The 19,419-nt window shown below is 63.4% G+C and carries 17 protein-coding genes; 7 read left to right on the top strand and 10 right to left on the bottom strand.

Annotated features, from left to right (window positions below; all coding sequences use genetic code 11):
- Positions 1–20: 20 nt before the first annotated feature.
- Positions 21–545: an endonuclease SmrB gene (gene smrB / locus BN1120_RS16835; protein ID WP_041211465.1), complete on the bottom strand. Its 525-nt coding sequence runs from the start codon at positions 543–545 to the stop codon at positions 21–23.
- Between the two features lie 65 nt (positions 546–610).
- Here smrB and prmB point away from each other — a divergent pair, with 65 nt between their 5' ends.
- Both prmB and aroC read left to right on the top strand, forming a co-directional pair.
- Complete coding sequence (gene prmB, locus BN1120_RS16830; protein WP_039040745.1) at positions 611–1,546, top strand: 50S ribosomal protein L3 N(5)-glutamine methyltransferase; 936 nt, start codon at positions 611–613, stop codon at positions 1,544–1,546.
- Positions 1,547–1,562: 16 nt separating this feature from the next.
- Complete coding sequence (gene aroC / locus BN1120_RS16825; RefSeq protein WP_042017130.1) at positions 1,563–2,651, top strand: chorismate synthase; 1,089 nt, start codon at positions 1,563–1,565, stop codon at positions 2,649–2,651.
- 87 nt (positions 2,652–2,738) lie between these two features.
- On the opposite strand, the gene BN1120_RS16820 is transcribed toward aroC, so the two are convergent.
- Positions 2,739–3,557 carry a substrate-binding periplasmic protein gene (locus BN1120_RS16820; RefSeq protein WP_042017128.1) on the bottom strand — a complete coding sequence of 273 codons (819 nt, stop codon included), beginning with the start codon at positions 3,555–3,557 and terminating at the stop codon, positions 2,739–2,741.
- Positions 3,558–3,862: 305 nt separating this feature from the next.
- Between BN1120_RS16820 and BN1120_RS16815 the strand changes: the two genes are divergently transcribed.
- Positions 3,863–5,263, top strand: a complete 1,401-nt coding sequence (locus BN1120_RS16815; RefSeq protein ID WP_010674827.1) for a DEAD/DEAH box helicase — start codon at positions 3,863–3,865, stop codon at positions 5,261–5,263.
- 86 nt (positions 5,264–5,349) lie between these two features.
- On the opposite strand, the gene BN1120_RS16810 is transcribed toward BN1120_RS16815, so the two are convergent.
- From BN1120_RS16810 to cra, 4 genes are all read right to left on the bottom strand, one after another.
- On the bottom strand, positions 5,350–6,039 hold the full coding sequence (locus BN1120_RS16810) for an RES family NAD+ phosphorylase (RefSeq protein ID WP_042017126.1): 690 nt from the start codon (positions 6,037–6,039) through the stop codon (positions 5,350–5,352).
- The gene (locus BN1120_RS16805; protein ID WP_042017124.1) at positions 6,039–6,443 is read right to left on the bottom strand and encodes an antitoxin Xre-like helix-turn-helix domain-containing protein; all 405 of its coding nucleotides are present in this window, start codon (positions 6,441–6,443) and stop codon (positions 6,039–6,041) included. Before BN1120_RS16805 ends, BN1120_RS16810 begins: the two co-directional genes overlap by 1 nt.
- Before the next feature lie 243 nt (positions 6,444–6,686).
- Entirely contained in the window at positions 6,687–7,880 is a 1,194-nt protein-coding gene (locus tag BN1120_RS16800; RefSeq protein ID WP_042017123.1) for an aromatic amino acid transport family protein, read from the bottom strand.
- A gap of 613 nt (positions 7,881–8,493) precedes the next feature.
- Positions 8,494–9,480 carry a catabolite repressor/activator gene (gene cra / locus BN1120_RS16795; RefSeq protein WP_010674823.1) on the bottom strand — a complete coding sequence of 329 codons (987 nt, stop codon included), beginning with the start codon at positions 9,478–9,480 and terminating at the stop codon, positions 8,494–8,496.
- 307 nt (positions 9,481–9,787) lie between these two features.
- On the opposite strand from cra, the gene fruB reads away from it, so the two are divergent.
- From fruB to fruA, 3 genes are read left to right on the top strand one after another with little or no spacing between them, the layout of a single operon-like run.
- The gene (gene fruB / locus BN1120_RS16790) at positions 9,788–10,888 is read left to right on the top strand and encodes a fused PTS fructose transporter subunit IIA/HPr protein (protein ID WP_042017120.1); all 1,101 of its coding nucleotides are present in this window, start codon (positions 9,788–9,790) and stop codon (positions 10,886–10,888) included.
- On the top strand, positions 10,888–11,877 hold the full coding sequence (gene pfkB / locus BN1120_RS16785; protein WP_042017119.1) for a 1-phosphofructokinase: 990 nt from the start codon (positions 10,888–10,890) through the stop codon (positions 11,875–11,877). Before fruB ends, pfkB begins: the two co-directional genes overlap by 1 nt.
- Positions 11,874–13,598: a PTS fructose transporter subunit IIBC gene (gene fruA / locus BN1120_RS16780; protein WP_039040753.1), complete on the top strand. Its 1,725-nt coding sequence runs from the start codon at positions 11,874–11,876 to the stop codon at positions 13,596–13,598. Before pfkB ends, fruA begins: the two co-directional genes overlap by 4 nt.
- An 82-nt stretch (positions 13,599–13,680) precedes the next feature.
- On the opposite strand, the gene BN1120_RS16775 is transcribed toward fruA, so the two are convergent.
- On the bottom strand, positions 13,681–13,932 hold the full coding sequence (locus BN1120_RS16775; RefSeq protein ID WP_039040754.1) for a DUF1289 domain-containing protein: 252 nt from the start codon (positions 13,930–13,932) through the stop codon (positions 13,681–13,683).
- 150 nt (positions 13,933–14,082) lie between these two features.
- Here BN1120_RS16775 and mltA point away from each other — a divergent pair, with 150 nt between their 5' ends.
- Positions 14,083–15,234, top strand: coding sequence for a murein transglycosylase A (mltA, locus tag BN1120_RS16770; RefSeq protein ID WP_042017118.1), 1,152 nt, complete (start codon positions 14,083–14,085; stop codon positions 15,232–15,234).
- A gap of 133 nt (positions 15,235–15,367) precedes the next feature.
- Here the strand turns inward: mltA and yfaE are convergent, their stop codons facing one another.
- The 3 genes from yfaE to nrdA all read right to left on the bottom strand — a co-directional run bounded on the left by yfaE (position 15,368) and on the right by nrdA (position 19,217).
- Entirely contained in the window at positions 15,368–15,688 is a 321-nt protein-coding gene (gene yfaE / locus BN1120_RS16765) for a class I ribonucleotide reductase maintenance protein YfaE (protein ID WP_042017113.1), read from the bottom strand.
- Between the two features lie 48 nt (positions 15,689–15,736).
- Complete coding sequence (nrdB, locus tag BN1120_RS16760; RefSeq protein WP_042017109.1) at positions 15,737–16,870, bottom strand: class Ia ribonucleoside-diphosphate reductase subunit beta; 1,134 nt, start codon at positions 16,868–16,870, stop codon at positions 15,737–15,739.
- A gap of 79 nt (positions 16,871–16,949) precedes the next feature.
- Positions 16,950–19,217, bottom strand: a complete 2,268-nt coding sequence (gene nrdA, locus BN1120_RS16755) for a class 1a ribonucleoside-diphosphate reductase subunit alpha (RefSeq protein WP_039040757.1) — start codon at positions 19,215–19,217, stop codon at positions 16,950–16,952.
- Between the last annotated feature and the right edge of the window lie 202 nt (positions 19,218–19,419).

The following is a 19,419-nucleotide window of genomic DNA, read 5'->3' as shown; positions in this document are numbered from 1 at the left end:
AGGCGGGGCGGGGAAGGGGGTCACTCCTCGATGTCCAGCAGCACCAGGATGGCGCTCTCGCCCCCCCACTCCCGCGGCGCCTGGTGAAAGGCGCGCACAGCGGGGTGCTGGGCCAGCCAGCTCGGAATGCGCTGCTTGAGGATGTGCTTGCCGATGCCGTGCATCACCGAGGCGACGTGGATGTTCTCTTTTCGGCACAGGGTGAGCAGGGCCGCCAGCTCCTGCTTGGCCTGGTGCTGGTTCATGCCGTGCAGATCCAGATAAATCTCCGGCGGGTAGCTGCCGCGCTTGAGCTTTTTCAGCTCGAATTTTGACACGTCGTCGCGCACGTAACGGGTCGGCCCGTCCGCCTCGAGATGGGGCTGGTACTCGTCGCTGAAAAAGTGGTCAACCCCAAGCTTTTCGCGGCTCTCGCGCACTTCGCGTTTCTGCTTGACCGGGCTTGAGGAGGCCCTTATGGTATCTTGCTTAATTTTCCGGGTACCTTTGACAGCATCACGAAACAGCAGGCTTTCCTCGTCTGTGAGTGAGGGCGTTTTTTTCATCAGGTACTCGTCTTGCTCGCTGTATAAAATTCTCGGGCCGGATATTACTCGACTTGGAGGTGGATTTGGACAAGATATTTATCGATGAGGTGGTTGCCGAAATGCACACCATCCAGGACATGTTGCGCTGGGCCATGAGTCGTTTCAACGACGCCGGGATCTTCTACGGACATGGTACCGACAACGCCTGGGATGAGGCCGTGCAACTGGTGCTGCCCGCGTTACATCTGCCGCCGGACGTGGATCCCGCCATGCGCCACTCCCGCCTGACCACCAGTGAGCGCCACCGCATCGCCGAGCTCATCATCCGCCGCGTGCAGGAGCGCATTCCGGCGCCCTACCTGACCAACAAGGCCTGGTATGCGGGCTGGGAATTCTACGTGGACGAACGGGTGCTCATCCCGCGCTCCCCCATCGCCGAGATGGTGGCCAACCGGTTCGCCCCCTTCCTGAAAGACGAACCGACCCGGATCATGGACTTGTGCACCGGCTCCGGCTGCATCGCCATCATCATGGCCCACGAGTTCCCCCATGCGGAAGTGGATGCCATCGACATCAGCGTCGATGCCCTCAACGTGGCCGAGCGCAACATCAACGATCACGGGCTGGAGCAGCAGGTCATCCCCATTCGCTCCGATCTGTTCCGGGATCTGCCGGCCGGTGACAAGTACGATCTCATCGTCTCCAACCCGCCCTACGTGGACTCCGAAGACATGTCGGATCTGCCGGAGGAGTTTCGCCACGAGCCGGAGCTGGCCCTGGCGTCTGGCTCCGACGGCCTCAAGCTCACCAAGCGCCTGCTGGCCAATGCCGCCGACTTCCTGAAAGAGGATGGGGTGCTGGTGGTCGAGGTGGGCAACAGCATGATCCACCTGGAAGCCCAGTTCCCCGAGGTGCCCTTCACCTGGGTCGAGTTCGAGAACGGCGGTCACGGCGTCTTTGTGATGACCCGCGCAGAGCTCGAGCAGTACCAGGCCCATTTCGCCATTTACAAGAACTAAGCAGCAAGGAGCATCCATGGCAGGGAACAGTTTCGGCCAACTCTTTCGGGTCACCACCTTCGGCGAGAGCCACGGTCTGGCGCTGGGCGCCGTGGTCGACGGCTGCCCGCCGGGGCTGGAGATAAGCGAAGACGATTTGCAGGGGGATCTGGACAGGCGCAAGCCCGGCACGTCCCGCTACACCACCCAGCGCCGCGAGGCGGACGAGGTGAAGATCCTCTCCGGGGTGTTCGAGGGCAAGACTACCGGCACCTCCATCGGGCTGCTCATCGAGAACACCGATCAGCGCTCCAAGGACTACTCCGAGATCAAGGATCTGTTCCGTCCGGGTCACGCCGACTACACCTATCACCAGAAGTACGGCCAGCGTGACTACCGTGGCGGCGGCCGCTCCTCGGCCCGCGAGACCGCCATGCGGGTCGCGGCGGGGGCCATCGCCAAGAAGTATCTGAAACAGGTGCACGGCATCGAGATCGTGGGTTTTCTCTCCCAGCTCGGCCCCATCAAGGCGGAAGGGTTCGACGAGAGCCAGATCGAGCAGAATCCCTTCTTCTTCCCCGATGCGGGCAAGCTGGAGGCGCTGGATGAATACATGCGTGCCCTCAAGAAAGAGGGCAACAGCGTGGGGGCCAAGGTGTGCGTCGTGGCGCGCAACGTGCCGGTGGGCCTGGGGGAGCCGGTGTTCGACCGCCTCGACGCCGACATCGCCCACGCCATGATGGGCATCAACGCGGTGAAAGGGGTGGAGATCGGTGACGGCTTCGCGGTGGTGGAGCAAAAAGGCTCCGAGCATCGGGACGAGATGACTCCGACCGGCTTTGCCAGCAATCATGCGGGGGGCATCCTGGGGGGCATTTCGTCGGGTCAGGAGATCGTGGTGAGCATGGCCCTCAAGCCTACCTCCAGCATCACGGTGCCGGGCAAGACCATCACCACCAGCGGTGAGGCCACCGAGATGATCACCAAGGGTCGTCACGACCCCTGCGTCGGCATCCGTGCCGTGCCCATCGCCGAGGCCATGCTGGCCCTGGTGCTGATGGATCACCTGCTGCGCCACCGCGCCCAGAACCAGGGCGTGCACACCCAGACCCCGCAGCTGCGCTGATCACGCGGCGGGCCAGGTGAGTGATCACCAGATACCACAAGGCGACCCCAGGGTCGCCTTTTTCATGGATTTTTGCCGGCGCCTGCCTCAGGGGGCCGATGGCGTCGAGAGCGATGGGGTCCGGGTTGCATCCAGGCGGCAGCGGGGCGGCGCAAAGGCGGGATCCGGTGAGGGCAGGGTGGCGATGGCGGCATCGATGCGGGCGAGCGCCTCATCGCTCACGGCCTCTTTGGCAAACATCAGGCGCACCGGCTGCTGGTGCAAGAGCACCTCACACTGGATGGCATCGCTCGCCCCGAGCTGGCCGAGCCGGTAGCGGGCGTACTGCCACTCCATGATGACGCCGTCGAGGCGGCGCGCCAGCAAGAGGGTGAGCAGCCTGTCATCGCTGTTGTATTCGCTCGCCTGCCCGAGGGCGGGGCACTCCTCGCTCATCGGCAGGGGGCGGGTGCCCCGCAGCTTGCCAAGGCGCAGCCCCTTGGCCTGGCACAGGGTTGCCAGCTCGGTGAACCCTTGCCAGCTGTCGGGCTCCCCGGCCTGCGGGCGCTGGCTCAGCAGCACGAAGCTGGCGCGCCGATAGGGGGCGGAGAAGCGGGCGAACCGCTCCCGCTCGGGGGTCTTGAGGGCGCCCATGGCCACGTCCAGCTGCTGGCGCTCCATGAGGTAGAGGGCCCGGGCCCAGGGGAGGTTGCGAAAGGCGGGCTCAACGCCTGCCTTGCCCAGGATCTGGCGGGTCAGGGTCACGTCCAGTCCGCCGAGGGTGCCGTCGGCAGCGATTTGACTGAAAGGGGGCCAGTGGCTCCAGGCCACCGACAGGGTCTCCCTGGCGACGATGGGCTGGGCGAAGAGCAGGGGCAAGACGAGGCCCAGCATGCGCCGGGCGGTGGGGGTGAACTTCCGTTTCAATCAAAACCTCCTGTTCCGTGTATCGCGCCGTCCCCGGCAGGCTGTGCAGGGGCTTTGATACATACGGCGATTCGGGCCATTTTGTCCTGCCTTTGTCGCTATTTCCAGCCGCGCTGGGAGGTGCATCACATTTTCCTCGTCTAAGTGCGTCAACTCCGTTAGACTGCGCCTCTATTCTTTCCCCTTTGCTCTGCTCCCCGGGGAAATCGTTGTTTTCTCTATAGGCCCGGATCCTGTGAGATGGCATCGGCTCAGCAGAGGAGCCCCACCACGATCTTTGGCGCCCCTATCCCTAGCAGGTAACTATGAGTTTTACTTCCCTCGGTCTGGCCGAACCCTTGTTGCGTGCCGTTGCCGAGCAAGGCTACGACACCCCGTCTCCCATTCAGCAACAAGCGATCCCGGCGGTACTGGCTGGCCGTGATCTGATGGCCGCCGCCCAGACCGGGACCGGCAAGACCGCAGGTTTTACCCTGCCGATGCTGCAGCGTCTGACTGAAAGCAAGCGCAAGGTTTCCCCGAATCGCATCCGTGCCCTGGTGCTGACCCCGACCCGCGAGCTGGCCGCCCAGGTGGGCGAGAGCGTGCGCAACTACGGCAAACACCTGCCGATCCGCAGCCACGTGGTATTTGGCGGCGTGAGCATCAACCCGCAGATGATGGCGACCCGCCGTGGTCTGGACGTGCTGGTGGCCTGCCCGGGCCGCCTGATGGATCTCTACAACCAGAACGCCGTCAAGTTCGACGAAGTGGAGATCCTGGTACTGGACGAAGCGGATCGCATGCTCGACATGGGCTTTATCCGCGACATCCGCCGCATTCTGGCCCTGCTGCCGAAGAAGCGCCAGAACCTGCTGTTCTCTGCCACCTTCGCCGACGAAATTCGCGAGCTGGCCACCGGTCTGCTGGACAACCCGGCGGTGATCGAAGTGACCCCGCGCAACAGCACCGCCGAGCGCATCGAGCAGCTGGTACACCCCTGTGACAAGGCCAACAAGATTGCCCTGCTGAGCCACCTGGTCACCAGCAACGACTGGCAGCAGGTGCTGGTGTTCACCCGTACCAAGCACATGGCCAACCGCGTTGCCGAGACCCTCGACAAGAACGGCGTCAGCGCCGCCGCCATCCACGGCAACAAGAGCCAGGGTGCCCGTACCCGTGCCCTGGCCGGCTTCAAGGATGGCAGCGTCAAGGTGCTGGTGGCGACCGACATCGCCGCCCGTGGTCTGGACATCGACAAACTGCCGCAGGTGGTCAACTTCGAGCTGCCGAACGTGGCGGAAGATTACGTGCACCGTATCGGCCGTACCGGTCGTGCCGGCGCCGCCGGTCACGCCATCTCCCTGGTCGCGGCCGATGAAGGCAAGCTCATCAAGGCCATCGAGCGGCTGACCAAGCAGAACATTCCGTGCGAGCAGGTGGCCGGTTTTGAAGCCTCCCGCGAGACCCTCGACAACATCGCCCGTGGCATCGGCGCGCCGCTTCGCAAAGAGCCGCGCGATCCGAGCGAGCAGCGCCGTGCGCCGCGCCCGCAAGGTCAGGGCCAGCGTCAGGGTGCCGGTCGCTCTGCCAACGGTGGCAATGGCGGCGGTAATCGCTCCGGCAACGGTGGCAAGCCCAAGCCCCAGGGCGGTCAGCGTCCGGAAGGCGGCGCCGCCAAACCGGCCCAGGCCCGTCGTCCCCGTCGCGCCAGCCACAACCAGTAAGCGGCCAGGGAGCCAGGCTCCCCCACTGTTCGGTTGATACAAAAAGCCCCGCCAATCTGGCGGGGCTTTTTTTGTCCTGGTAGACGCTATTCACCGTAGAGGCGGATCTCCAGTACATGGGTGATGGCCTCGCCGCTCCAGTGGTACTCCAGATGACGGGCGTGGTCCACCCGGCTGACCAGACGGGGGCGATAGAGCACGTGACAGTCGTGACCGGGGTGGCGCACCGAGCGGTAGTGGATGCCGTCCGCCCCGGCGACCTTCTGCTCCCGGGCGAAGGCCTGGGCGGGGCCGTAATCGGTGGCGTGATAGAGGGGGCCTGGCAGAAACGCCGGGCCCGTGATGTCGATGAGGCTGGCGCTGAACTGCGCCTGGATCACCCGCATCTGCACCTTCTGGGCCGGCTCCCGGGTGTACCCGAAGATCCGCTCCCTGTGGTAGACCGTCTCCTTGATGCCGGTGTCGAGGGAGGGGGCACAATAGTAGCCGCCAAAGTCCCCCGTGGTGAAACGGGCACCCTCGGGATTGAGGTGGGTGAAGGCGGCCATCACATAGCTGCCGCCGGGCAGCCCCACCAGCCAGTCTTCCCTGGGCACCCGCATCAGCTCGCCCGCCTCTTCCCTCAGCCTGTCGTTGGTCAGGGCCTCGACGGCCCAGACCGCCTCCAGCTCGTCGGCGGTAGCGACGTCTTCATAGAGGCAGATGGGGGGAAAGCGGCTCGGAATGATGCGATAGGCGCAGGCATTGTGGAAGGTGCGCAAGGGCGGGGAGGACATCAGGCCATCTCCCCGCGCCAGGCGTGCAGCCGGGTGGCCACTTCGTAGAGATCGGCCACCCGCCCACCCTGCATGACCTCCATCGCGCTGCGCCCGGCGAAGAAGGGGTGGCTGTTGGGTTTGCGCACCCAGCCATAGATGCTCTCATCCAGGCTGAACAGCAGCCGCAGGCTCTTGTGGATGTTGAGCAGATAGCTCATCCGCTCCTGGAGATCGGCGCTCAGCCGAATACCGCCGCTGGCCTCCTTGTACTTGTTCAGGGTGGAGCGGGAGGTAATGCCAAGCAGCCTGAGCTGTTCATCCGTGCTGCACTGCCATTTGTCCAGGATGCTAAACACCACGGGCAGGGCCTTGCTGGGATCGACGGCGGGCTGTTGCCGGGGAAGAGATGCGGTGGCGGCCATGTTGCCTCCCGGGTTGGCGTGCCAGACGGGCACGGGATCGTGGGTTGTCTGCTAAGCAGTGTAGGGCAGGGGCGCAGTCATGTACATATCTATACATGGTTGCGCTCAAATGTTCATTGTTGGATGGGCTTCGCGAGGAGGGGCGCGGGTCGGCCAAGTGAGCCCGTGCCAATGACACGCCCCGCCAACTGGGTTGGCGGGGCGTGTCTCTTTGCGGCGTTTCTGTTTGTCGGGCCGGGGAGATCAGAGGGCGGGCAGCAGCCCCATGCTGACGCTGACCTGCACTCCGACGATGAGTACCCCCATGGCACCGGCCAGACCCAGAGCCAGCACGCCACCCGGGGCGCGGTAGTGGTGCGCCTCGGCCTGCTTGCGGCTCTGCCACACCAGGGCCACCGGCAGCAGCACCGCCAGCACCGCCAGCGCAATGGCGGCGTAACCCAGCGCCATGATGAAGCCTTGCGGGAAGTAGAGGGCGAACAGCAGGGGCGGCACGAAGGTGATGAGGCCGGTCTGGGTGCGGCCCTGCCAGTTGTCCTTGCGACGGGTCACCTTGGCCATGAAGTCGAACAGTCCCAGGGTCACCCCGAGGAAGGAGGTGGCGAGCGCGAGATCCGCAAACAGATGCATCGCCTGGTTGAAGGCGGGCCAGCTCACCAGGCCGCCGACGTTGGCCAGCAGGCTGTCCAGGGCGCCGCCGGTCTGGATCAGGGATTGCTGACCCAGCAGCCCCAGGATGGCGATCTGCCACAGCACGTAGAGCACGAGCGGCAAGGCGGAGCCCCACACGAAGACCCGGCGCAACTGCCTGGGGTTGTCCCCGAGGTAGAGCATGACGCTCGGGATGGAGCCGTGGAAGCCGAAGGAGGTGAAGATGACCGGCAGACCCGCCAGCAGCAAGCCTTCCCCGAGGGGCATGGAGAGCAGGTGCTGCCCCTGGGCGCGGGGCAGCAGCAGCGCCAGCACCGCCACCATGATCACCAGCTTCACGGTGAACATCAGGCGGTTGAGGTAATCCACCGGCCTGGTGCCGACGCACACCATGCCGCCAAACAGCAGGGTAAAGACCCAGGCCGCCTGCTCCTGGCCGAGGGGAAGGCCGGCATCGGCCAGTGCCTGGGCCAGCAGGCTGCTGCCGCCGCTGATGTAGGCGGAGGCCAGGGCGTAGAACAGCATCAGGATGCAGAAGGAGGCGATGCCCTTGCCCCAGGGGCCGAGCAGGTGATCCGCCAGCTGGTGCAGGTACCACTTGCCGGTGCTGAGGCTGGCTTCCACCTGCAGCATGGCGGTGAAGGCCATCAGGGCCCAGAGGCCGATCATCAGCATCAGGGTGGCGGGGCCGCCCAGGGACGAGGAGGCCAGCGGCAGGGCCAGCATGCCGGCGCCTATGGTGGTGCCGGCAATCAACAGGGTACAACCCAGGGTCTTGGTATTCATGTCATCCATCCGAAAGTGAGGGGCGCTGTTGCAAACAAGAGAGAGCCAGTTGGCTGTGTCGGGGGACGCCTCCGGGGAAAAGCCGGAGGCTAGCAATATCGGTGTGGATACATCTGTACCTGAAACCTGTCAGTTGTAAAAATTGGTTGCCAAGTTAGCGGATTGAAATGGCGGAAACAACCCCTTAAAAGCGGATTTTGTGCTGTGGCAAGCCGAAGGGTGGCAATAAAAAGTGACACATTGCGCCATGCGCCGAAAAAATGCGCCCCTCAAGGGGAGGCCGCCCGTCAGGCTGCGTTGCGGGTCGACATCAAGAGCGCCCGCGTTGGCGGCAACAGGGCTTGCAGAGGGTAACACGGGGCCCTGGTGGTGCGACTGGCCCGATATAAGCAAACATCGGGTCATACTCCCAAAAGCCATCATTTTCACTTATAGCGAGCCGAGGCGCCGATAAACGTGCCCTGGCGCGGGGTTGCCGCCCGGCAGATCACCTCAAAGCCAGAAGGCGAAGGGCAAAAGCTGAGACAACAGGGGAGAACACAAGCAGGTGTGGGGGAGGAGGCTCAGGGGCTGGCACTGCGGGCCGCCCCCGGGGTGGTGCGTCGTTGCCGGGTCAGCGGCGGCGTTTGAGGGTACGGCTCACATAGTGCAGGCCGCTCTGGTAGTCGCCATTGACCGCCTTGAGGGCCAGCGTCAGGGCCTGGCTTGCCAGGGCGTCGTGCTGCTGGGGCAGGGAGTTGATGCCAAAGGGGAGGAAATCGAGCAGGCGGTCATCCCCGAAGGTAGCCATGGCGAGCTGGCTCATGTCGGCCTCCTGCTCCAGCAGGTAGTCGAGCACCCCCTCCATCAGGATGTAGGAGGTGGTGATCAGCGCCTCGGGCAGTTGGCCGAGCTGCTGATGGAGCGTCTTGATCAGGCGATACCCTTCTGTGCGCGAGAAGTGGGCCCCTTCACACAGGTGGCGGGTCGCACTGTGACTGGCAATGGCCTGCTCGAAGCCCGCTTTTCGCTCCTGGCTGATCGTCAGTTCCGGCAGCGCGGTGATCAAGGCGATATGACCGATGGCCGGGGTGAGCAGGGAGGCGGTGAGGTCCAGGCTCGCCTTCTGGTTTTCACTCGCCACGGTGACGAAGTGCTCGGTGGCCATGGCACGGTCGATGGCGAGGATCTGCACGCCCCTGGACTGCTGCTCCAGGTAGAATGGATCCGCCGGGGGGAGGCAGCTTGCCACCAGGAGCGCGTCCACATGGCGGCTCACCAGCATCCGGGCCAGCTCCTTTTCGGTGTCCGGATCGTCCTCCGAGCAGACGATGAGCAACTGATATCCCTGGGTGCGGGCCCCTTGCTCCAGGCGCTTGGCGAGCTTGGCGTAACTGGCGTTTTCGAGGTCGGGCAGGATGAAGCCGAGGGTGCGGGTCTGGCCGCCGCGCAGGGAAGCGGCGCGGCTGTCCGGCTGATAGTTGTGGGCATGGACCACGGCCATCACCTTGTCGCGGGTTGCCTGGCTGATGCGGTATTGATCGGCCTTGCCATTGATCACATAGCTGGCGGTGGTGCGAGAGACACCGGCCAGCGCGGCGATTTCATCCAGTTTCATCATGTTGGCTCTGTTTGAGTTGCAAGGCCCGCGCCGGTTCCTGGTTGGGGCGCCGAAAAGTGTGCGCGGGATCATATCATTGAAACGTACTTTCTGCGGGATCTTGAACAATGCGCTGAAACGATTCAGTCTGAGTGTAAGTGAAACGATTCAGCTTGTCAGTAACGGATGATTATCTGCACTTGGAAATGGGTTCCGGCTCACCAAAGCGAGAGATCACCGTCTATTGTCAGCAGGCAAGTTACCCGAAAATCGAGTTGAGTTGAGCCGGTACGCCGCGAGGTGAAGCCGGACCTGATGGAGAATCTCTATGTTGAAGTTGGCGCGACAGCAAATCCTGCTGGGACAATCGGTGACGACCAAGGCGGACGCCATCGCCCTGCTGGCAAGCAAACTGACCGACGCCGGTCTGGTTGAAGCAGGTTACGTGGACGGCATGCTGGCGCGGGAAGCGCAGCACGCCACCTATCTTGGCAGCGGTATCGCCATTCCCCACGGCACCACGGACACCCGTCATCTGGTGAAGAGCACCGGTGTCATGGTGGCCCAGTTCCCCCACGGCATCGAGTGGGACGAGGGGCAGATTGCCTACGTCGCCATCGGCATCGCCGCCAAGTCCGACGAGCACCTGGGGATCTTGCGCCAGCTCACCCACGTGCTGGGTGACGAGCAGGCCGCAGCCCAGCTCAAGGGGGCGACCGACGAAGAGACCATCATCAATATCCTGACTGGCGCGACTGGCGCCAAAGAGGTGCAATACCTGACCCTGGCGGACTTCCCGGCCGACGACCAGGACCAGTTGCTGCTGGGGGCTGCGGCCCGCGCCAAATCCGCAGGCTGGGGAGACGCCGCCATGGTGAGCGCCCTCCTGGCCAGCCAGCCTGTTCACCTGGGGGAGGGCATCTGGCTGGCCCGTGCGCAAGCGGCCCAGACCGGTTGGGTGCTGGCCACCCCGAGCACCCCGCTGAACGTCGGTGAATTGCCGGTCAGCGCCCTGCTACTGCTGTGTGCCGCAGATAGCGGCCATCTGCCGCAACTCGAGAATCTGGCCAAGCTGGCCGCAGCCGGCCAGCTGGCCACCCTTTCTGGCAGCGACGGTCTGGCCATGTTGCAGGCGGGTCCGGCGAGCGGGCTGTCCGAGACCTTCACCATCATCAACCCCCACGGTCTGCATGCCCGTCCGGGCGCCATGCTGGTCAAGGTGGCCAAGGAGTATGAATCCGACATCCGCGTCGCCAACCTCGATGGCAGCGGTGAAGCCGTCTCTGCCAAGAGCCTGATGAAGGTGATCGGGCTTGGGGTCAAGTGCGGTCATCGTCTGGCGTTTCGCGCCGAAGGAGCGGATGCCGAAGCAGCCCTCAAGGGCATTGGCGAAGCCATTGCCGCCGGCTTGGGCGAGGGGGCGCACTGATGGACATCGTCACCATCACCCTCAATCCCGCGCTCGATCTCACCACCCGTCTGGAGGCCATGCACCTTGGCGAGGTCAATCTGGTGAGCGAGGCCAACTTGCGCGCAGCGGGCAAGGGGATCAACGTCGCCATGGTCTTGAAAGATCTCGGCCGTGACGTAGGCCTGACCGGCTGGCTCGGTGAGGGCAACCAGCAGAGCTTCGTCTCCCTGTTCGAGGAACGTGCCCTTGCCGATCACTTCGTGCGCGTGGCGGGCGACACCCGGATCAACGTCAAGATCTCCGAACAATCCGGCCGGGTGACCGATCTCAATCTGCCGGGACTCGCCGTGCAGGAGGGCGATGTCAGCGCCCTGGAGGCGGCGCTGGAGCGACTGGCTCCCCACTCCGACTGGTTCGTGCTGGCGGGCAGCCTGCCCAAAGGGGTGGCCCCCGATTACTGCGCGCGCCTCATTCGCCTGCTCAAGGCCAAGGGCAAGCAGGTGATCTTCGATTGCAGCGGTGCGGCGTTGAGTGAAGGGATCAAGGCGGCGCCGACCCTGGTCAAACCCAACCTGGAAGAGCTGAGCCAGTGGGCGGGTCGCCCCGTGAAGACCCTGAGCGAGCAGGCCGAGTGCGCCCGCGCGCTGCAGGCAAGCGGGATCCCCAACGTGGTGATCTCCAATGGTGCCGACGGCCTCATCTGGTTTGCACCGGATGCCACCTGGCAGGCGATTCCGCCGCGCATGGAGGTGGTCAGCACCGTGGGTGCCGGCGACTCCCTGGTGGCGGGCCTGGTCCATGGCATGAGCCTGGACTGGACGCCGGAGCAGACCCTGCGTCTGGCCACCGCCGTCTCGGCACTGGCGGTGAGCCAGGTCGCGGTCGGCTTCAACGATATCAATGTGCTCAAACCGTTACTCGAGCAGGTGCGCGTACAGCGTCTGGATGATCTGGCACCGACTCAACCCCAACCCCATTTGATGGCTAATTCAGGAGATGCCCAATGAAAGCAATTCTGGTTACGGCTTGCCCGGCGGGCATTGCCACCAGCTTTCTCGCTGCAAAACGGATAGAACAGCAGGCCAAACTGGCTGGCTGGGAGCTCACCCTCGACGTCGACTCCAGCGTGCAGCCCCGTCAGGTTCCCTCGAAAGAGCAGATTGCCGCCGCCGACCTGGTGCTGGTCGTTGCCAGCGCACCGGTGGATCTCGCCGCCTATGACGGCAAGTCGCTCTATCGGGGCGACATGGATCTGGCGCTCCAGGATCCCGCAGCCCTGCTGGACGCCGCGCGAAGCGGTGCCAGCGTCTATCGCCATGAGGCGGCACCTGTGGTTGCCAAACCGGCCAGCGGTGCCAAGCGCATCGTGGCGGTGACGGCCTGCCCGACCGGGGTGGCCCACACCTTCATGTCGGCCGAGGCCCTGGAGACCATGGCCAAGCAGCTGGGTCACCAGATCCGCGTCGAAACCCAGGGCTCGGTCGGTGCCCAGAATGCCTTGACGGCGGACGAGATTGCCGCCGCCGATCTGGTGTTCCTCGCCACCGACATCGAGGTGGACATGGCGCGCTTTGACGGCAAGCCCGTCTATCGCACCAGCACGGGGGCTGCCCTGAAGAAAACCCGGGCCGAGCTCGACAAGGCCTGGACCGAGGCGAAGGTCTATCGCCACAGCGGCGCGGCCGCGGTCAAGAAAGAGGAAAAGGCGGGCCCCTACAAGCACCTGCTGACCGGCGTCTCCTTCATGCTGCCCATGGTGGTGGCGGGGGGCCTTATCATCGCGCTCTCCTTCATCTTCGGCATTGAAGCGTTCAAGGAAGAGGGGACGCTGGCCGCGGCCCTGATGAAGATCGGTGGCGGCTCCGCCTTCGCCCTGATGATCCCGGTGCTGGCAGGCTACATCGCCTACTCCATCGCCGACCGTCCGGGTCTGGCGCCCGGCATGATCGCCGGTATGCTGGCAAGCTCGCTCGGCGCCGGTTTCCTTGGCGGCATCGTCGGCGGCTTCCTCGCCGGTTACAGCGCCAAGTTCCTGAGCGACAAGGTGCGCCTGCCGGTCACCCTGGAAGCCCTCAAGCCCATCCTCATCATTCCGCTCTTTGCCAGCTTGTTCACCGGTCTGGTGATGATCTACGTGGTGGGTGGCCCGGTGGCGGGCATCATGAACGCCATGACCGAGTTCCTCAACAACATGGGCTCTGCCAACGCCGTGCTGCTGGGTGTCATCATCGGCGCCATGATGTGCTTCGACATGGGTGGCCCGGTCAACAAGGCGGCTTATGCTTTCGGTGTCGGCCTGCTCGCCTCCAAGACCTATGCCCCCATGGCAGCGGTCATGGCCGCCGGCATGGTGCCTGCACTGGGGATGGGGATCGCGACCTTCCTGGCCAGCAGAAAGTTCATCAAGGCGGAGCAGGAAGCGGGCAAGGCCTCCTTCGTGCTGGGTCTGTGCTTCATCTCCGAGGGGGCCATCCCGTTTGCCGCCAAGGATCCCATGCGCGTCATCCCGGCCTGCATGGCGGGCGGCGCCCTGACCGGTGCGCTCTCCATGCTGTTCGGCTGCGAGCTGGTGGCACCCCATGGTGGTCTGTTCGTGCTCTTCATCCCGAACGCCATCAGCCATGTGATGATGTACATCCTGGCGATCGCGGCCGGTTCTCTGGTGACCGGGGTGGCCTACGCCATGCTCAAGCGTGGCGAGGAGCAGGCCAAGCTGGCGACCGCCTGAGGGCGTCACGGCGTGACACACTCTTAATGACAAGGCGGCCCTGGGGCCGCCTTTCTTGTTGGGGGGAGGGGCAACGTGGGATTTAAAAATCCCAGCCCGGCGGGGGCGGCGGATCGGCCGCCTCTGCGGCCTGCGCCTTGCGGCGAGCGGCCTCGACCCTGGCCTTGCGGCTGCGGCACAGGCGCATCACCTCCTGCTGCTGGGCAGGGGTCATGGCAAGCCAGTTGAAACGCTCCTCGCGACTTCGCAGGCATCCCTTGCAATACCCCTTGTTGTTCAGTTCGCAGACCCCGACACAGGGGCTCTGGAGCGGGAAGATTTCGAGCTGTTCCATCCATGACCTCTCACACCTTGTCACCTTGTTATAACCCAGAAGATCACGGCAGGAGAAATCCGTCGTCAGGGGCGTGAAGGCGTTTGCTTTCCCCGGGCAATTTTGGCATCTTCCCCGCCGTGCAAGACACTCGGTGTTATATGAGGACATATGAATAGACATGCGTACTGGTTGGCCGTCGCCGTGGTGGGGCTGGCCGGTTGTGCGGGCAATCCTGAACCGGTCAAGGTGCCCCAGAAGAAGGTGGAATCCGGATGTTTTCTGAACTGCGAGATCCCTGAGAATCTGGGCAAGCAGTATCTGGATGGCGCCCTGCCGGGGGATCTGGTGCGGGTAGAGCGGGTCAACAGCCGCGCCCGCGCCGATTACAGCAAGTTCGGTCCCCAGAGCCGGATGGTGATGGAACGCTCCGGCCGCATGGCGAGCCGCTATGGGGAGCTCTATCGTCAGCTCTCACGCTGGGTCGCCAATGGGGGCAATCCCGCCCATATCACCCAGTACGGCATCAGCCTGGCGCAGCTTGGCGGTGCCGACCGCATGGGCAACGTGCTCTTCACCGGTTACTACTCGCCGGTGCTGGAGGTGCGCCATCGCCCGGACGCCCAGTACAAGTATCCCATCTATGCCATGCCCAACTGCGGCGGTCGCTGCCCGAGCCGGGCCGAGATCCACCGGGGGGCGCTGGCCAACCGGGGGCTGGAGCTGGGCTACAGCAAATCCCTCATCGACAACTTCCTGATGGACGTGCAGGGTTCCGGCTTCGTTCACTACGGCGATGACGACCGGTTGCAGTACCTTGGTTACAGCGGCAAGAACGGCCACGGCTATGTCAGCATTGGCCGGGTGCTCATCGACCGTGGCGAAGTGCCCAAGGAGCAGATGTCCATGAAGGCCATCAAGGAGTGGGCCAATCGTCAGCCGGAAGAGAGCGTGAAGGAGCTGGTGGAGCAGAACCCCTCCTATGTCTTCTTCGAGCGCCGTCCCACCAATGACGTGGTGGGGGCTGCCGGCATTCCGCTCTTGCCGATGGCGGCGGTGGCTGCCGACAAGACCCTGCTGCCCATGGGTACCCCCATCCTCGCGGAAGTGCCGCTGCTGGACAAAGAGGGCAACTGGACCGGCAAGCACCAGCTGCGGCTGCTGATTGCGCTGGATGTGGGGGGCGCGGTGAAGAAGGGGCACCTCGATCTCTACCACGGCATGGGGGAGAAAGCCGGTGTCGCGGCCGGTCATTACAAGCACTTTGGCCGGGTCTGGAAGCTGGGTCTGCACCACGGGCCGACTGCCGCTCCCTGGTTGTAATGCCCCCGGGTTGTAATGTAAGAGGGGCCATGGCCCCTCATTTCTCTCAAGAGACGGGAGATTCCCATGAAAAAAGCCGCCGGAGCAATCCGGCGGCTTTTTGTTTGCAGGGCAGATCTGGCGACAAGGGCCGTCAGCCCTTTCGGATATCGAGCTTGATGGCGCCCACCGGCTGACAGCAGCAGGGGAGGCACTCCCCCTGGGAGACAAAGGCGAGCGGGACGGCGGCGTAGTGCACCTTGCCCGCCAGCAGCGGGGTGCGGCAGGCGCCGCAATAGCCGCTGCGGCACTGGAACTCCACGTGATGGCCGTGGCGCTCCAGGGTCTCCAGCACGCTTTCGCCGGGATGGGGGTGCAGCACACCGTCCAGGGTCTGTACCTGGGGGGCTTGCCCCTCCGGCGCCGTGGTGGCGGTATGCAGGGGCACGTTCAGGGTGGCGGTGGCGTCACTCACGGACGTCGCTCTCCCGCATTATGGTCTGCCAGCAGAGGTCGCCTTGCATCACAGCTCGAAGTCACCGAGATCGTCGGCGTGCACTTCACTGTCTATCTGACCCACCAGATAGGAGCTTACTTCCACTTCCTGGGGCGCCACCTGCACGTTGTCGGAGGAGAGCCAGGTGTTGATCCAGGGGATGGGGTTCTGCTTGGTGCCGGCAAAGGCCGGTTGCAAGCCGACGGCGGCCATGCGCAGGTTGGTGATGTATTCCACGTACTGGCAGAGGATGTCCTTGTTCAGGCCGATCATGGAGCCGTCCTGGAACAGGTACTCGGCCCACTCCTTCTCCTGCAGGGCCGCTTCCTTGAACAGCTCGAAGCAGGCCTGCTCGCACTCGACGGCGATCTCCGCCATCTCGGGGTCGTCGTTGCCGCTGCGCATCAGGTTCAGCATGTGCTGGGTGCCGGTCAGGTGCAGGGCCTCGTCACGGGCGATCATCTTGATGATCTTGGCGTTGCCCTCCATCAGCTCGCGCTCGGCGAAGGCGAAGGAGCAGGCGAAGCTCACGTAGAAGCGGATTGCTTCGAGGGCGTTGACGCTCATCAGGCACAGGTAGAGCTTCTTCTTGAGCTCCCGCAGGCTGATGGTGACTTCGCGATCCCCGATCCGGTGGGTCCCCTCACCGTGCAGGTGATAGACGGAGGTGGCCTCGATGAGATCGTCATAGAAGTGGCTGATGGAGCCGGCGCGCTTCAAGATCTGCTCGTTGGTCACGATGTCGTCGAACACCTGGCCCGGGTTGTTGACGATGTTGCGGATGATGTGGGTGTAGGAGCGAGAGTGGATGGTCTCGGAGAAGGCCCAGGTCTCGATCCAGGTCTCCAGCTCCGGAATGGAGACCAGGGGCAGCAGGGCAACGTTGGGGCTGCGGCCCTGAATGGAATCCAGCAAGGTCTGGTACTTCAGGTTGGAGATGAAGATGTGCTGCTCGTGGGGCGGCAGAGCCTGGAAGTCGATGCGGTCGTGGGAGACGTCCACCTCTTCCGGGCGCCAGAAGAAGGAGAGCTGCTTCTCGATCAGCCGCTCGAAGATGTCGTGCTTTTGCTGATCATAACGGGCCACGTTGACCGACTGGCCGAAGAACATCGGCTCCTTGAGCTGATCGTTTTGGGTCTGGCAAAAAGTAGAGTAAGCCATGGTTCGAATGCCGTGAAATAGGGAAAACAGGAGGGCGGGAGCTTGATGCTCCCGCCCGGTTTATCAGTGCGTTTCGCGGTTAGATCTTGCAAGCCCCGCCAGCGCAGCCGTCATCTTGCAGATCGGTCTGGGTGTCGTCGGCACCATCACGGGTGTTGTGATAGTAGAGGGTCTTGAGACCGTATTTGTAGGCGGTCAGCAAGTCTTTGAGCAACTGCTTCATCGGCACTTTGTTGCCTTCGAAGCGGGCCGGGTCGTAGTTGGTGTTGGCGGAGATCGCCTGATCCACGAACTTCTGCATGATGCCGACCAACTGCAGGTAACCGTCGACGCTCGGCTGTTTCCACAGCAGTTCGTACTGATCCTTCAGGCGATGGTACTCCGGCACCACCTGCTTGAGGATGCCGTCCTTGGAGGCTTTCACCGACACCAGGCCGCGGGGCGGCTCGATGCCGTTGGTGGCGTTGGAGATCTGGCTGGAGGTCTCGCTCGGCATCAGGGCGGTCAGGGTGGAGTTGCGCAGACCCACGGTCTTGATCTCTTCGCGCAAGGTTTCCCAGTCCAGGTGCAGCGGCTCGTTGCACAGGGTGTCCAGATCCTTTTTATAGGTATCGATGGGCAGGATACCCTGGGCATAGGTGGTCTCGTTGAAGGCCGGGCAGGGGCCGAACTCGCGGGCCAGTTGCACGGAGGCCTTCAGCAGGTAGTACTGGATCGCCTCGAAGGTGCGGTGGGTCAGGGCCAGACCGGAACCGTCGGAGTAGCGGGCACCGTTTTTCGCCAGGTAGTAGGCGTAGTTGATGACGCCGATCCCCAGAGTGCGGCGGTTCATGCTGCCCTTCTTGGCTGCCTTGAGCGGGTAGTCCTGATAGTCGAGCAGGGCGTCCAGAGCGCGCACGGCCAGTTCGGCCATCTCTTCCAGATCTTCCAGCTTCTCGATGGCGCCCAGGTTGAAGGCGGAGAGGGTGCACAGGGCAATCTCGCCGTCCTCGTCATCCACGTTGTTGAGCGGCTTGGTGGGCAGCGCAATCTCGAGGCAGAGGTTGGACTGGCGTACCGGCGCCACGCTCGGATCGAACGGGCTGTGGGTGTTGCAGTGATCCACGTTCTGGATGTAGATGCGACCGGTACCGGCGCGCTCCTGCATCATCAGGGAGAAGAGATCCACCGCCTTCAGGGTCTTCTTGCGAATGGCCGGATCCTGCTCGTACTTGACGTAGAGTTCTTCAAACTTGTCCTGGTCCGCGAAGAAGGCGTCATAGAGGCCTGGTGCATCGGACGGGGAGAACAGAGTGATGTCACCGCCCTTGATGAGGCGCTGGTACATCAGCTTGTTGATCTGCACGCCGTAGTCCATGTGACGGACCCGGTTCTCTTCCACGCCGCGGTTGTTCTTCAGTACCAGCAGGCTCTCCACCTCGGTGTGCCACAGCGGGTAGAACAGGGTGGCCGCACCGCCGCGCACGCCGCCCTGGGAGCAGCACTTCACCGCAGTCTGGAAGTATTTGTAGAAGGGGATGCAGCCGGTGTGGAAGGCTTCGCCGCCACGGATGGGGCTGCCCAGACCACGGATGCGACCGGCGTTGATGCCGATGCCGGCGCGCTGGGACACGTAGCGCACGATGGCGCTGGCGGTGGCATTGATGGAATCCAGGCTGTCGTCACACTCGATCAGCACGCAGGAGCTGAACTGGCGGGTCGGGGTGCGCACGCCGCTCATGATCGGGGTCGGCAGGGAGATCTTGAAGGTCGAGACCGCATCATAGAAGCGCTTGATGTAGTCCAGACGGGTATCTTTCGGATACTTGGAGAAGAGGCAGGCCGCTACCAGGATGTAGAGGAACTGCGGGCTCTCGTAGATCTCGCCGGTGACGCGGTTCTGTACCAGGTACTTGCCTTCGAGCTGCTTGACCGCCGCGTAGGAGAAGTCCATGTCGCGCCAGTGATCGAGGTAGCCGTTCAGCTCCTCAAATTCCGCCTGGGTGTAGTCTTCCAGCAGGTGCTTGTCGTACTTGCCCATGTCCACCAGTCTGGCGACGTGCTGATACAGGTGGGGCGGCTCGAACTGGCCGTAGGCCTTCTTGCGCAGGTGGAAGATGGCCAGACGGGCAGCCATGTACTGGTAGTCCGGGCTTTGCTCGGAGATGAGGTCAGCAGCAGCCTTGATGATGGTCTCGTGGATGTCGGCGGTACGGATACCGTCATAGAACTGGATGTGGGACTTGAGCTCCACCTGGGAGACCGACACGTTGTCGAGCTTCTCGGCAGCCCAGTCGAGCACACGGTGAATTTTATCCAGATCGATGGGTTCTTTGTGTCCGTTACGCTTCGTCACAAACAAGTTCATTGGCTGATGACCCCTTTCATTGATACCTGCCGGTATCGGTTGATTCCCGAAAAGCCATCGCACAATGGCGCAACCCGGCTCCGTCTGTCGAGGGAAACTGGGCAGGGATTGTGCGATGAATCACAAGATGTAGTGTTATTTTTAATGCGAACTACAAGATAGTGAGGTCGATGCGGTAATGCAATCTGTGGATAACGCATTA

Source organism: Aeromonas caviae (genome assembly GCF_000819785.1).
Taxonomy (GTDB): Bacteria; Pseudomonadota; Gammaproteobacteria; order Enterobacterales; family Aeromonadaceae; genus Aeromonas; species Aeromonas caviae.
This window is presented reverse-complemented; position numbering and strand designations above follow the sequence as displayed.

Bases quoted from the DNA above. Each gene is read 5' to 3' on its own strand.
- nrdB (WP_042017109.1), bottom strand. From the start codon at position 16,870: ATGGCTTACTCTACTTTTTGCCAGACCCAAAACGATCAGCTCAAGGAG.
- smrB (WP_041211465.1), bottom strand. From the start codon at position 545: ATGAAAAAAACGCCCTCACTCACAGACGAGGAAAGCCTGCTGTTTCGT.
- cra (WP_010674823.1), bottom strand. From the start codon at position 9,480: ATGATGAAACTGGATGAAATCGCCGCGCTGGCCGGTGTCTCTCGCACC.
- mltA (WP_042017118.1), top strand. From the start codon at position 14,083: ATGAATAGACATGCGTACTGGTTGGCCGTCGCCGTGGTGGGGCTGGCC.
- BN1120_RS16810 (WP_042017126.1), bottom strand. From the start codon at position 6,039: ATGTCCTCCCCGCCCTTGCGCACCTTCCACAATGCCTGCGCCTATCGC.
- nrdA (WP_039040757.1), bottom strand. From the start codon at position 19,217: ATGAACTTGTTTGTGACGAAGCGTAACGGACACAAAGAACCCATCGAT.
- BN1120_RS16775 (WP_039040754.1), bottom strand. From the start codon at position 13,932: ATGGAACAGCTCGAAATCTTCCCGCTCCAGAGCCCCTGTGTCGGGGTC.
- BN1120_RS16815 (WP_010674827.1), top strand. From the start codon at position 3,863: ATGAGTTTTACTTCCCTCGGTCTGGCCGAACCCTTGTTGCGTGCCGTT.
- BN1120_RS16805 (WP_042017124.1), bottom strand. From the start codon at position 6,443: ATGGCCGCCACCGCATCTCTTCCCCGGCAACAGCCCGCCGTCGATCCC.
- aroC (WP_042017130.1), top strand. From the start codon at position 1,563: ATGGCAGGGAACAGTTTCGGCCAACTCTTTCGGGTCACCACCTTCGGC.
- fruA (WP_039040753.1), top strand. From the start codon at position 11,874: ATGAAAGCAATTCTGGTTACGGCTTGCCCGGCGGGCATTGCCACCAGC.
- pfkB (WP_042017119.1), top strand. From the start codon at position 10,888: ATGGACATCGTCACCATCACCCTCAATCCCGCGCTCGATCTCACCACC.
- BN1120_RS16800 (WP_042017123.1), bottom strand. From the start codon at position 7,880: ATGAATACCAAGACCCTGGGTTGTACCCTGTTGATTGCCGGCACCACC.
- fruB (WP_042017120.1), top strand. From the start codon at position 9,788: ATGTTGAAGTTGGCGCGACAGCAAATCCTGCTGGGACAATCGGTGACG.